This window comes from Microbacterium sp. zg.B48 (assembly GCF_024623505.1).
Taxonomy (GTDB): Bacteria; Actinomycetota; Actinomycetes; order Actinomycetales; family Microbacteriaceae; genus Microbacterium.
Genome location: NZ_JANJFE010000005.1, coordinates 40959 through 52740, shown reverse-complemented (window position 1 = coordinate 52740; position 11782 = coordinate 40959). Strand labels below are relative to the sequence as shown.

Here is an 11782-nt window from a genome sequence, read left to right as displayed (position 1 = left end):
TCACCCACTGATGCGGCCGGCCGGCGGGCCGACCGGTGCAGGGCTGCGGCCCGTGGTGACCCGTCGCCGGCTCAACCAGATCACCACAGCACCGATCGCCGTCAGCACGAGGGCGATCGTGACGAAACGGACGCCGACGCCGACGTACCCGCCGACCAGACCGCCGGGCACGACGTTCGGGTTGAAGAAGGTGTACGGGTACCAGAAGGGCGCACCGGTGCGCGGATCCACCGTGACCGGACCGCGGAACAGAGTGTAGAAGCCCCACCAGATCGGGAAGACCGGCAGGGCCACGAGCGCGGTCCATGGCACTGTGCGGAGGCGGGGCGCGAGCAGCAGGTCGGCGATCAGGAACAGCGGCACCACCACGTGGACCACCTCGTTGGACCACAACACGCGCGTCCCCTCCGGCACCGGGGGTGAGCGGAGCACGACGTTGTAGACGATGCCCGTCCAGATCATGTAGGTCGTGACCGCGGCCAGCGCTGCCGCGATGAGGGGCGGCTCGTCCGCCCCGCGACGCCGAGCCCACCAGGTCCAGCCCGCGGCTGCGCCCAGCGAGAGCATCGCGAGGATGTTGGCCTGCACCGAGAACAGGCTGAAGAAATTCGCCACGGTCGTGGCCAGGTCCCAGCCCCGGTCCACTGCCGCACCGGCGCTGGCCACGAGCTGCACCGTCAACGCCACGGCGATCACGACGGCAACCGCGGCACGCACGCACGCCCAGGCCCCCGCGCTCATCGCGGCGCCTCCCCAGGCAGCGGTCGTGCGCGGCCCCCCGGCCGCCGTGCCGTCATGACCGTCACCTTATCCTCACGTTCGGATGGCCCCGGGCACGCACGGACACGGTCCGGCGAAGCGGCCGACCACCGCCGGATAGGATGGGGTGTAACCGTCCGATAACGGGGGAGTAGCCCATGCCAGGCATCGTGATCGTCGGAGTCCAGTGGGGAGACGAGGGCAAGGGTAAGGCGACGGACCTTCTCGGCGGTCGCACCGACTGGGTCGTCAAATTCAACGGCGGCAACAACGCCGGTCACACGGTCGTGATCGGTGATGAGAAGTACGCGCTGCACCTGCTGCCCTCCGGCATCCTTTCCCCCGGTGTCACGCCCGTGATCGGCAACGGCGTCGTGGTCGACCTCGAGGTGCTCTTCGCCGAGCTCGAGGCGCTCAACGCCCGCGGAGTCGACACCTCCCGCCTGCAGATCAGCGCCAACGCGCACATCATCACGCAGTACCACCGCGTGCTGGACAAGGTGACCGAGAGGTTCCTGGGCAAGCGGATGATCGGCACGACCGGCCGCGGCATCGGACCGGCGTACGCCGACAAGATCAATCGCGTCGGCATCCGCGTGCAGGATCTGTTCGACGAGAACATCCTGCGCCAGAAGGTCGATGGCGCCCTCGATCAGAAGAACCACCTGCTGGTGAAGGTCTTCAACCGCCGCGCCATCACGTGCGACGAGATCGTCGAAGACCTGCTCTCGTACGCGGAGCGACTGCGGCCGATGGTCAGCGACACCTCGCTGCTGCTCAGCGAGGCATTGGATGCCGGTGAGGTGGTCGTCTTCGAAGGCGGCCAGGCCACGATGCTGGACGTGGACCACGGCACCTACCCGTTCGTGACGTCCTCATCGGCGACCGCCGGCGGCGCGGCCACGGGCGCGGGCGTCGGCCCGAACCGGCTGGACCGCATCGTGGGGATCGTCAAGGCCTACACCACGAGGGTGGGCTCGGGACCGTTCCCGACGGAGCTTTTCGACGAGCAGGGTGAATGGCTGCGTTCGCGCGGCTTCGAATTCGGCACCACGACCGGCCGTCCGCGACGGGTGGGCTGGTACGACGCTCCGATCACGCGTTACGCCACCCGAATCAACGGCATCACGGACCTCGTGCTGACCAAGCTCGACATCCTGACCGGTCTGGAGCAGATCCCGGTCTGCGTCGCCTACGACGTGGACGGTGTCCGCTTCGACGAGGTGCCGGTCAACCAGTCCGACTTCCACCACGCCAAGCCCATCCTGGAGTTCCTCCCCGGCTGGTCCGAGGACATCTCGGGTGCCCGCACGTTCGAGGACCTGCCGCCGGCCGCGCAGGAGTACGTTCTCGCGCTCGAGGCGATGAGCGGAACCCGCATCTCCGTGATCGGCGTGGGTGCAGCGCGCGACGCGGTCATCGTCCGCCATGATCTGATCGACTGATGCGGTTCTGGCTCGGTGGCTACACGGCACGTTCCCAAGGCACCGCCACCGGCATAGGGACTCTGGTGGCAGGCGACGCCGACGACCCCCTGGCCGGCGGGCAGCTCAGATTCGCCGGGGATGCGGTGAGCACCGATGGTTCACCATCCTGGCTCGGAGCTCACCCCACACTCGATGTGATCTACGCGGCCATGGAGGACGCCGGCACCGTACGAGCCTTCCGCCGCACCGGCGAGACCTCGTTCGTGCCGCTCGGCGGTCCGGTCGTCGCGGGCGAGGCCGTGTGCCACGTCGCGGTGGCACCCGACGGCGGATCGCTCGTGGCGTCCTGCTGGGGGGACGGGCGTGTCGTCCGGATGACGCTGGATGCCGCGGGGCGCCCTTCCACTCCGGTTCTCGCCGAGCCCGCCGCCGACGACGCGGACTCCAGCGGGTCGTCGGGCGGCGGCATCGACCTCGCGCAGGCGGCCCGTGCTCTGCGCGCAGCCGCGGGCGAGCAGTACGCGCACCTCGTACCCGATTACGACACGGCCGAACCCGAGCCGCCGGCGCCTCCGGTGGCGCAGGACGCGGCATCCGCCGTCTCCCGGGCGCACCAGGCGGTCTTCCTGCCGACCGGCCTGGTGGCGACCACGGATGTCGGACTCGACCGGGTGCGGGTCTGGCGGACGAGCCCGGACGGGCTGCGGCCTGTCCAGGACGTCACGCTGCCACCGGGCACCGGACCCCGGCACATGGTGTGGCACCCGAGTGGCCACCTGTACGTCGTCACCGAGCACAGCTGCGAGGTCTACGCGCTTGCCCCGGACGTGACCGGTTCCTGGCGTGTGGTGGCCGGAACGCCGCTGGGCGCGGGCACCCTTCCCGGCGACACGGCCGCCGAGCTGGCAGCGTCCCGCGATGGAGAGTTCCTCTACGCCGGAGTTCGCGGCAGCAATACCATCGCGATCCTGCGCGTGCGGGGGGCGGGGGACTCGCTCGCGACCGTGGCCCTCGCCGACTCAGGGGTGGACTGGCCGCGTCACCATCTGGTGGTGCGCGACACCCTGCTGGTGGCCGGCCAGCGCTCGGACGAAGTCGCGTCGCTGACGCTGGATCTGCGCACCGGCGTCCCCGGGCGGGTCCGGCACCGTGTCGAGGCACCGTCGCCGACGTGTGTGCTGACCGCGCGGTAGGTGCGCACGCGCGGGAATCCGGCGTCCGTCGCCTGCGGTACCGCGCTGTCGTGATCCTGGCTCCCGCTACGCGGTTTCGCCCCGCTCCTTCTCGGCCAGGCGCTGCCGCTGCCATCGGTGCACGTCGGCCAGCCAATCCAGCGGGGCCGACGGACCGATCCGCGGATCATCGGGCTCGCCGCCGGCGCGCAGCGCGTGCACGTACGCACGATCCAGTTCGACTCTCGCCCGCAACTGCCCGGCGCCACCGACCGAACCGTGACCGGGAATGAGGACCGCGACGTCGTCGGCCACGCCCTGGAACAGCCGCAGCGCAGCCAGATAGTCCTCGATCGGATTCTCGGCTGCCAGGTCCAGGAACGGCACCAGGATGTCCGAGAGCATGTCGCCGGCGACGAGTACGCGCGCGTCCTCGACGAGCAGCGCTGCATGGCCGACGGCGTGGGCCCGATGCTCGAGGATCCGAACTCTCGGGCCGTCCCAGGGCAGGAGCTCGGCCCCCACCGGCAGGCCGGTGATCAGACCGAACAGACCCAGGGGGATCACCTCCGCGTACTCCGGGGGCAGGGCCCCGGCGAGGCCGGCCTGCCACTGCGGGTCGGCGAGCACCTCCCGCAGCGCGGCTGCGCAACGGGCCGTGCCGTAGCGGGGCGCATCGCCGAAACTCGCGTGCCACAGCGCGTGGTCCCAATCGGGGTGGGTCGAGAATCCCGCCACGACCGGCTGCCCCAGCTCGCGGAGGTCGTGCGACAGCTGCGTCATCTCGTCGACCGTCAGGCCCGGGTCGACCAGCAGCACACCGTCCCGGCCCTGCACGACCGTGGAGTTGCTCGAGATGAACTCGCTCTCGTGGACGAGTACGCCTTCAGCGACCTGCGTGAGCATCGGCTGCCTCCTGCTCGGTCTCGGTGAGGGTGGCGTTCATCGGTCTCTCCTGTCTGCGTTGAATGCTGCGATGAAGCGGATGCCGCGGCCGCGACTCAGCCCAATGCCATGGCCGCAACGGCGAGTGTGCAGATGCCGATGCCGGCGCCCTGGGCGACGGCGACCCGCTCGCGCAGGACGCCTGCGGCGAGCAGCACCGTCACGGCCGGGTAGAGCGAGGCCAGGACTGCGGCGATTCCGAGCGTGGTCGCTTCGGTGGCGATCATGAAGGCGAGGGTGCCCGCGGCGCCGAGGACCCCGGCGGCGGTTCCCCAGCCCAGCACACCGGACGTGGGACGCCAGACCTGTCCGAGCCCTGCCGCGGTCAGAACGGTCAGGAGGGCACCGATCAGCTGATTGGCGGCGAGGGGGAGAAGACCCGCGTGCTCGGAGATCTGGGCCAGTGCGATGAAGAGGACGCCGAAACCGACACCCGCGACGATGCCGTCGATGAGCCCGCCCCGCACGTTCGTCGGTCGGTCCGTGTCGGTCCTGCGCGAGACCAGCCAGATCCCCGGCAGGGCGGCGAGCATCCCGATCCAGGCCAACCAGCCGGGGCGCTCGCCGAAGGCGACGCCGGCCAGCACGGGCAGGGTGGCCGCCCCGACCGCCGAGACGGGTGCGACCAGGCCCATTCGGCCGCGGGCGAGCCCGCGATACAGGAAGATGCTGCCGGTCGCCGAGCCGACTCCGGCCACCACCGCCCAGACGAAGTCCAGAGCGACCGGATTGCCCGGCAGGGTCAGTCCACCGGCCAGCATGACCAGCGCCCCCGCGCTCTGCCCCACCAACACGACCTGCCACGAGGAGTACCGACGGGAACCGACGCCGCCGATGAAGTCCGACGCGCCATAGGCGACAGCCGATCCCAGGGCCAGAAGGATGCCGATGCTCATGTCATCGACCCTGTGGCCGATGCGGTCCGAAGTGAAGATCCGCTTGCGTCCCCGAGGAGTGGACCATTTGGTGTAATGGTCGCATGGCGGTGCAGTGGTCGCGCGGCGGTCCCGACCTGCTCGTGGCGGTGGACCGCGGGGCGGGCGCACTGGGCGCGCAGATCCAGGATCAGCTGCGCACCGCCATCCGCGACGCACGGCTGGGCGCCGGCGAGCGTCTGCCCTCGAGCCGGCGACTTGCCGAGCTGCTCGGAGTCGGACGTGGGACGGTGGTCGATGTCTACCAGCAGTTGCTCGCCGAAGGCTATCTCGAGGCGGCCGTCGGCTCGGGGACGCGGGTCGCGTCCATCCCGTCGTCGGCCGCGGCGACCGGTCACGACGAGGGCGTCCATCCGGTTCGGCCCGGCTCCGCCCGGCCGGTCGATTTCGAGTACGGCGTCCCGGACCTGCGCACCGTGCCGCTGACCGACTGGAGCTGGGCGGTCTCGAAGGCGACGCAGACCCTTCCGACTGCGGCGTTGGGCGACGAGGATCTGCCCGGGTCGCGGCACCTGCGCGAGGTGGTCACCGCCTACCATCGGCGAGTTCGCGCAGGATGCGCCACGGCGCGGGACGCGGTCGTGGTCTCGGGGTTCCGCCAGGGGCTGACGTTCACGCTCGCGGCACTGGCCCGCCATGGCCTGCGGCGCATCGCGCTGGAGGACCCGGGTCCGCGCGATCACGACCTGATCGCGCGGCGTGCGGGGCTCGAGGCCGTACCGGTTCCGGTCGACGGGTCCGGCGTGGACGTGGGCCGGTTGCGCGAGTCCGGGGCGCGGGTGGTCCTGCTGACACCGGCGCACCAATGCCCGACCGGTGTCGCACTGTCGCCGTCCCGACGCCGGGACCTGATCGCTTGGGCGGACGAGGTGGACGGCGTGATCCTCGAGGACGATTACGACGCCGAGTTCCGCTACGACCGCCAGCCGGTGGGTTCTCTGCAGGGCCTCAGTCCAGCCCGTGTGATCGCCCTGGGTTCGGTCAGCAAGACCCTTGCCCCCGCGATCCGGCTGGGCTGGGTGCTCGCACCAGCGCGGTTCGTTGCCGGGATCATCGAGGAGAAGCGGCTCGGCAGCCGGGGCGCGCCCGGCCTGGATCAGGAAGCACTGGCTCTGCTCATGGAGACCGGTCGGTTTGATCGACATCTGCGGCGCATGCGGGAGATCTACCGAGGGCGGCGGGACGTTCTGGCGGCCGAAGTGGACAGGGCGTTCGGCCCCGGTCGGCTGCGTGGGCTGGCAGCCGGCTGTCATGCACTGCTGCAGCTCCCGGACCGCTCATCCGAGCGTGCCGTCGCGGCCACCGCGGCGACGATGGGCGTGCGGGTCAACCCTCTCGGCCATTACCGGTTCGCGGGTGGCGGGGACCCCGAAGGCCCCCGCCACGCACCCGCTCTCGTGCTCGGCTTCGGAAACGTTGACGAGCAGCAGATCCGCAGCGGGATCGGCACCCTGGCCAGGGCCGTCGAACGACAGGCGGACGAGGCGGAAGACCCGGATGCCACCGCTGCGCGGCCCGCTCGATCGTGAGTCGCCGCCGCATCGACGCGGGTTGGGGTGTTCCTTGAGGAGAAGGGGAGATCTCGATGCCGCCGCCGGGCGGCCCGCCCCATCTCAGACCTTGGCGTCCTGCCTCGGAATGAACACCTGTTTGATGATGAGGAGGATCGAGGCGGTCACCGGCACGGCGATGAGTGCCCCGAGCAGTCCCAGCAGGGTGCCGCCGATCAGCGCCCCGATCACCACCAGCGATCCGGGGATCGAGATGGCCTTGCTCATCACCCTGGGCGTGATCACGTACGCCTCGATCTGGATGTAGACGAGGTACGCCAGTCCGAAGATCAGCGCTGCGATGGGGCTGGTGAACAGGGCCAGCACGGTGCCGAAGATCCAATAGAGGACGGGGCCGACGAGCGGGATGATCGTGATCGAGAACGCCAGGACGCCCATCAGCAGGGGATAGGGCAGACCGAGGAACAGGTGCAGCAGGAATGCCACCACCGAGTTGAAGAAGGCCAGGATGACCATGCCCATCAGGTATCCACCGATCGAGTCGGTGATCTGCTCGGTCATGTCGCGCACCTTCGGCCGGTTGCGCGCCGGCGCGAGCTGCATCAGCGACACCTTGATGCCGGGCAGCGATGCCACGAAGTACAGGGTCAGCACGATGACGATCAGCAGACCGGAAACCGCGGACGCGATCCCCACCCCGATCTTGAGCAGACCGCCGGAGATCGCGGCGATGTTCGAGGGGTTGGTGATGAACGACTCGAGGTCGTTGACGAGCGTCGTCAGCCCGGGTCCGAAAATCCCCTCCAGCCACGTGTATGTGTCGGAGCTCTCGAAGCCCTTGATGGTGTCCGGGATGCCGTCGATGAACTGGCGGACCTGTTCGATCAGTGTCGGCACGACCAGCCAGAGCAGGCCGACGGCCAGCACGCCGAAGATCAGGAAGACGATGGCGATCGCCCAGGGGCGCGGAACGTTGTGGCTGCCGAACCACCTGACCACCGGATCCAGTCCGAGGGCGGCGAACATAGCCAGGGCGATGTAGATGATCACCGTGGCGATATTGGTCACCGCGATGCCCAGCAGTGCGGCGGCGAGCCCGCCCAGCGTCAGCAGGAATCCCGCTGTGAACGGGCTGTCCAAGCGCGCCCAGAACGACCGGTGCTTCTCGACGGGGGCCGCCGGGTCCGCTGGGATGGCCGATCCGCCGGCGTCCGTGCCGGCGGCGGGGCTGGCCGCGAGAGGTTCGGGCGAGGGTGTGCCATCGGTCATGGACACACTCTAGGCCTGGAGTCGGGGCGTGGTCAGGGCGACTGCTGCCGCGCGCTCGCCGCGGTATCGTCGGGGAGCGAGAGAGGAACGACATGACCGATCACACGTCCGAGCGGATCGCCGCCGACGCCGCGGCGATCCAGACCCTGCAGCGACTGCGCGGCAGCATCGACAACATCGACGCCGCACTCGTCTACCTCCTCGCGGAGCGCTTCCGTGCGACCAAGCAGGTGGGCAGGCTCAAGGCGGAGCACGGGATGCCGGCATCCGACCCGTCGAGGGAGGAGCAGCAGCTTGCGCGGCTGCGCGCGCTGGCCATCGACGCCGAGCTGGACCCCGAGTTCGCCCAGAAGTGGTTCACGTTCGTCGTGGCCGAGGTCATCCGCCATCACGTCGAGGCGGCAGAGGACCGCTGAGCCCCGCGCGAGAGGACGGCACAGAATGGTCACAGAGCTTGTCATCGGAACGCTCTTGGAGTCCGAGAACGCCGCCCCCGCCCGCCTGCTCGCCTCGAAGCTGAACCGGCACACGTTCTGGTGCGGGCAGAGCGGCTCGGGCAAGACCTACGCCCTGGGTGTCGCGCTCGAGCAGATCATGCTGCACACCCGACTGCCTCTGGTCATCCTTGACCCCAACTCCGACTTCGTGCGGATGGGCGACCTGCGTGCGGACGCGCCCGCGGCCGAGGCGGAGGAGCTTGCGTCCCGCGACATCCGGGTCCGACGCTCTTCGGCGGACGCGGTGGAGCCGCTGCGTACGCGATTCCTCTCGATGCCCCTGCGCTCCCGAGCGGCCATCCTGCAGATCGACCCCCTTCTGGACGCCGAGGATTACAACACGATGCTGAGGATGGAGGGAGACCTCTCGCAGGTCGAGGACCATGACCTGGTCCGCTTCATGCGCAGCCACCCCGGCCGGGTGCGCCACCAGCTGGCGATGCGACTGGAGAATCTCGGCGTCACGGAATGGCAGCTGTGGGCGTGGGGCCAGCGCAGTGTGACCGACGACATCGACGAGCAGCCGGACGCGACGGTCGTCGACCTCGGCGGCTTCGCCACCCAGGCCGAGTCGCGCGCCGCCGCGCTCGCGGTACTCGACCACCTGTGGGAGAACCGCGAGCAGCGCATCGGACGGCTGATCGTCATCGACGAGGCGCACAATCTCTGCACCCCCGACCCCGCCACGCCGGTCGAACGCCTGCTCACCGAGAGGATCGTGCAGATCGCGGCCGAGGGCCGCAAGTACGGGCTGTGGCTGCTGCTGTCCACCCAGCGCCCCTCCAAAGTGCACCCGAACGCCCTCTCGCAGTGCGACAACCTGGCTCTGCTGCGAATGAGTTCGCCCCGCGACCTGGCGGAGCTGGCATCGGTGTTCGGGTACGCACCGGAGTCGCTGCTGGAGCGCTCGCCGGGCTTCGCACAGGGCCAGGTGCTGTTCGCGGGCGGCTTCGTCGACCAGCCCAGCCTGGTGCAGATGGGGGCCAGACTCACTCACGAGGGGGGCACCGACGTGAAGGTGCCGCTCCGCTGAGCCGTCCGTTCAGGCCTCGACCACGCTGCCGACGCCGATGCCTCGGCCCGCGGTCAGCGGCCGAGGCATCCCTCCCGCCGCTCAGGGAATGGCGCGTCGGAGCGTGAGGAAGGCGATCCCCGCGAGCACCGCGGTCAGCACCGCTCCCCAGAGCGAGAGCCCGACCACCCCGACGGTGGCGAACCACGAGAACACCTCGACCCAGGCGTTCAGGCGACCCACCAGCCACATCCCGGCGACCAGCAGCATGCCGATCCCGACGAGCACGATCGTGAGCCACAGCGCGCCGAAGCGCTTGTAGATCGTCGCGGCCCAGAACCCGATCACGAAGAAGAGCATCGCCGCGACGAAGTTCACAAGCACGGCGCCGAGCGGGCCGGCCTCCCAGATCCACGGCAAGCCGAAGAACCAGCCGTTCACGCCCCAGCCGTCGGTGGCGCGCTCGATGAGCCCGCCGACCACGGCGATCCCGGCGAGGATCGCAGAGGTCAGTGCGGCGGTGAGGAGGGTGCCCAGGTAGAACTCGCGGCGCGTCACGCTCATCGCCTGGGAGAACGGGAAGGTGAGTGTGAGCGCCTGAACCCCGACGGCCAGGAAGTACCACAGCGGCGCCTGGGCGCCACCGCCGTATTTGGGGCCGTCGACGCCGGCGTTGGCGAGGATCGCGTAGACGGCCAGGGCGAGGGCGAAGGCACCGGCCAGGACGATCAGCGGGATCCAGATGTAGGTCTGCTTGTTGATCAGCTGCATGCGCACGACGCTGAGTGTGCGGTTGGGTGCGCGCGTGGCCGACCCCGCCTCGTTGAATGTGGACGCAGTCATCGCAGGACTCCTTCTTCGGTGGGGACGGTGACCGGATCTCCGGCGGCGTGCTGGGTGAGCCTGACGATCAACTGCTGGAGCGACACGGGCGCGATCTCCAGGCCGGCGCCGGTGAGCCTTTCGCGGTCCGCCGAAGACAGGGCACCGAGGACGGTGGCGGCGCGGACGTGGCCGAGGCTCTCGCGATGGATGACCTCGCGCCCCGCGACGAAGGCATCCACCGCTGCGGCATCGCCCACGACGGTGGCGGCACGATCGCGCAGGGCGTCGGTGTCCTCGTCCAGGACGATGCGCCCGCGGTCGATCACGAGCACCTTCTCGATGAGGTTGGCGACCTCGTCGATGAGGTGACTGGAGAGGATGACGGTGCGCGGGTGTTCGGTGTAGTCCTCCAGCAGGCGGTCGTAGAAGATCTGGCGTGCGACTGCGTCCAGGCCGAGGTACGGCTCGTCGAAGAAGGTGATCTCCGCACGGGAAGCCAGCCCGATGATCACTCCGACGGCGGACAGCTGTCCGCGCGAGAGCTTCTTGATGCGCTTCTTGGTCGGCAGCTGGAACTCGTCGATGAGCTGGTCCGCCAGCTCCTGGCTCCAGTTCGGGAAGAACACCCGCGCCGTCCGGAAGGCGTGCGTGGGCAGGGCGTCGTCGGGGTATTTCTGACTCTCCCGGACGAAGCACATGCGCTGCAGCACCTTCGCGTTCTCGTAGGGGTGCTCCCCGAAGATGCGGATGTCCCCGCTGGTGGCGAAGTTCTGCGCGGTGAGGATCGACATCACCGTGGTCTTGCCGGCTCCGTTTCGGCCCAGCAGGCCGTAGATCGTGTCCTTCTGGATGCCGAAGGACACGTCGTCGACCGCGACCGTGTCGCGGTACCGCTTGGTGAGATTGCTGACCTGGATCACGTCGGTCATCGTGCACTTCCTTCGGTCGGTTCGATCGCCGGCACCCGAGCCGCGCTCGCGCGGTCGAGGATCAGTCGGCTGAGGTCGTCGGCGTCCAGGCCGAGCTTGCGTCCTTCGACGAGCAGCGGCTCGACGAAGCGATCGCCGAACGCGGTGCGGCGTTCGGCGAGGAGACGCTCGCGCGCTCCGGGCGCGACGAACATGCCGATGCCGCGCCTCTTGTAGATCACGCCCTTGTCGACGAGCATGTTCACTCCCTTGGCGGCCGTCGCGGGGTTGATGCGGTAGAACGCCGCGAGCTCATTCGTCGACGGTGCCTGCGCCTCTTCGGACAGGCTCCCGTCGATGATCGAGTCCTCGACGTTTTCCGCGATCTGCAGGAAGAGGGCTCGGCCTTCTTCGATCACGAGTACCTCCGCTAATTTGGTTAATTACTCAACTAACTAACCATGCGACCGTTCAGGTGTCAAGGAGGAACCCCTGTTACCTTTGCTGCAGGGCCCCTGCGGC

12 protein-coding genes are annotated in these 11782 nt (G+C 69.3%); 5 read left to right on the top strand and 7 right to left on the bottom strand.

The features are described from left to right. Positions 1 to 741, bottom strand: a complete 741-nt coding sequence (locus NQ152_RS04200; protein WP_257523124.1) for a Pr6Pr family membrane protein — start codon at positions 739 to 741, stop codon at positions 1 to 3. A gap of 176 nt (positions 742 to 917) precedes the next feature. On the opposite strand from NQ152_RS04200, the gene NQ152_RS04195 reads away from it, so the two are divergent. Together NQ152_RS04195 and NQ152_RS04190 are read left to right on the top strand one after the other, a co-directional pair. After that, positions 918 to 2204 carry an adenylosuccinate synthase gene (locus NQ152_RS04195; protein ID WP_257523123.1) on the top strand — a complete coding sequence of 429 codons (1287 nt, stop codon included), beginning with the start codon at positions 918 to 920 and terminating at the stop codon, positions 2202 to 2204. Continuing rightward, positions 2204 to 3379, top strand: coding sequence for a lactonase family protein (locus NQ152_RS04190; protein ID WP_257523122.1), 1176 nt, complete (start codon positions 2204 to 2206; stop codon positions 3377 to 3379). Before NQ152_RS04195 ends, NQ152_RS04190 begins: the two co-directional genes overlap by 1 nt. Before the next feature lie 66 nt (positions 3380 to 3445). On the opposite strand, the gene NQ152_RS04185 is transcribed toward NQ152_RS04190, so the two are convergent. Next, on the bottom strand, positions 3446 to 4264 hold the full coding sequence (locus NQ152_RS04185) for an MBL fold metallo-hydrolase (protein ID WP_257523121.1): 819 nt from the start codon (positions 4262 to 4264) through the stop codon (positions 3446 to 3448). A gap of 95 nt (positions 4265 to 4359) precedes the next feature. After that, the gene (locus tag NQ152_RS04180; RefSeq protein WP_257523120.1) at positions 4360 to 5199 is read right to left on the bottom strand and encodes a DMT family transporter; all 840 of its coding nucleotides are present in this window, start codon (positions 5197 to 5199) and stop codon (positions 4360 to 4362) included. A gap of 83 nt (positions 5200 to 5282) precedes the next feature. On the opposite strand from NQ152_RS04180, the gene NQ152_RS04175 reads away from it, so the two are divergent. Beyond that, a complete protein-coding gene (locus NQ152_RS04175; RefSeq protein ID WP_257523119.1) occupies positions 5283 to 6767 on the top strand; it encodes a PLP-dependent aminotransferase family protein in 1485 nt (494 codons plus the stop codon). Positions 6768 to 6851: 84 nt separating this feature from the next. On the opposite strand, the gene NQ152_RS04170 is transcribed toward NQ152_RS04175, so the two are convergent. Next, positions 6852 to 8018, bottom strand: a complete 1167-nt coding sequence (locus NQ152_RS04170) for an AI-2E family transporter (protein WP_257523118.1) — start codon at positions 8016 to 8018, stop codon at positions 6852 to 6854. A 92-nt stretch (positions 8019 to 8110) separates the two neighbouring features. Here NQ152_RS04170 and NQ152_RS04165 point away from each other — a divergent pair, with 92 nt between their 5' ends. Both NQ152_RS04165 and NQ152_RS04160 read left to right on the top strand, forming a co-directional pair. Then, positions 8111 to 8434 carry a chorismate mutase gene (locus tag NQ152_RS04165; protein ID WP_257500918.1) on the top strand — a complete coding sequence of 108 codons (324 nt, stop codon included), beginning with the start codon at positions 8111 to 8113 and terminating at the stop codon, positions 8432 to 8434. A 25-nt stretch (positions 8435 to 8459) separates the two neighbouring features. Next, a complete protein-coding gene (locus NQ152_RS04160; protein WP_257500917.1) occupies positions 8460 to 9548 on the top strand; it encodes an ATP-binding protein in 1089 nt (362 codons plus the stop codon). A gap of 81 nt (positions 9549 to 9629) precedes the next feature. Here NQ152_RS04160 and NQ152_RS04155 read toward each other — a convergent pair whose 3' ends face one another. The 3 genes from NQ152_RS04155 to NQ152_RS04145 are packed head-to-tail and all read right to left on the bottom strand — an operon-like array spanning position 9630 to position 11679. Then, positions 9630 to 10370, bottom strand: coding sequence for a hypothetical protein (locus tag NQ152_RS04155; protein WP_257500916.1), 741 nt, complete (start codon positions 10368 to 10370; stop codon positions 9630 to 9632). Continuing rightward, positions 10367 to 11281 (bottom strand): ABC transporter ATP-binding protein, encoded by a 915-nt coding sequence (locus tag NQ152_RS04150; RefSeq protein ID WP_257500915.1) that lies wholly within the window; start codon positions 11279 to 11281, stop codon positions 10367 to 10369. Before NQ152_RS04150 ends, NQ152_RS04155 begins: the two co-directional genes overlap by 4 nt. Next, positions 11278 to 11679, bottom strand: coding sequence for a GntR family transcriptional regulator (locus tag NQ152_RS04145; RefSeq protein WP_257523117.1), 402 nt, complete (start codon positions 11677 to 11679; stop codon positions 11278 to 11280). Before NQ152_RS04145 ends, NQ152_RS04150 begins: the two co-directional genes overlap by 4 nt. Between the last annotated feature and the right edge of the window lie 103 nt (positions 11680 to 11782).

Excerpts from the sequence above, each read along its gene's own strand:
- NQ152_RS04200 (WP_257523124.1), bottom strand. The coding sequence starts at position 741 with ATGAGCGCGGGGGCCTGGGCGTGCGTGCGTGCCGCGGTTGCCGTCGTG.
- NQ152_RS04195 (WP_257523123.1), top strand. The coding sequence starts at position 918 with ATGCCAGGCATCGTGATCGTCGGAGTCCAGTGGGGAGACGAGGGCAAG.
- NQ152_RS04190 (WP_257523122.1), top strand. The coding sequence starts at position 2,204 with ATGCGGTTCTGGCTCGGTGGCTACACGGCACGTTCCCAAGGCACCGCC.
- NQ152_RS04185 (WP_257523121.1), bottom strand. The coding sequence starts at position 4,264 with ATGCTCACGCAGGTCGCTGAAGGCGTACTCGTCCACGAGAGCGAGTTC.
- NQ152_RS04180 (WP_257523120.1), bottom strand. The coding sequence starts at position 5,199 with ATGAGCATCGGCATCCTTCTGGCCCTGGGATCGGCTGTCGCCTATGGC.
- NQ152_RS04175 (WP_257523119.1), top strand. The coding sequence starts at position 5,283 with ATGGCGGTGCAGTGGTCGCGCGGCGGTCCCGACCTGCTCGTGGCGGTG.
- NQ152_RS04170 (WP_257523118.1), bottom strand. The coding sequence starts at position 8,018 with ATGACCGATGGCACACCCTCGCCCGAACCTCTCGCGGCCAGCCCCGCC.
- NQ152_RS04165 (WP_257500918.1), top strand. The coding sequence starts at position 8,111 with ATGACCGATCACACGTCCGAGCGGATCGCCGCCGACGCCGCGGCGATC.
- NQ152_RS04160 (WP_257500917.1), top strand. The coding sequence starts at position 8,460 with ATGGTCACAGAGCTTGTCATCGGAACGCTCTTGGAGTCCGAGAACGCC.
- NQ152_RS04155 (WP_257500916.1), bottom strand. The coding sequence starts at position 10,370 with ATGACTGCGTCCACATTCAACGAGGCGGGGTCGGCCACGCGCGCACCC.
- NQ152_RS04150 (WP_257500915.1), bottom strand. The coding sequence starts at position 11,281 with ATGACCGACGTGATCCAGGTCAGCAATCTCACCAAGCGGTACCGCGAC.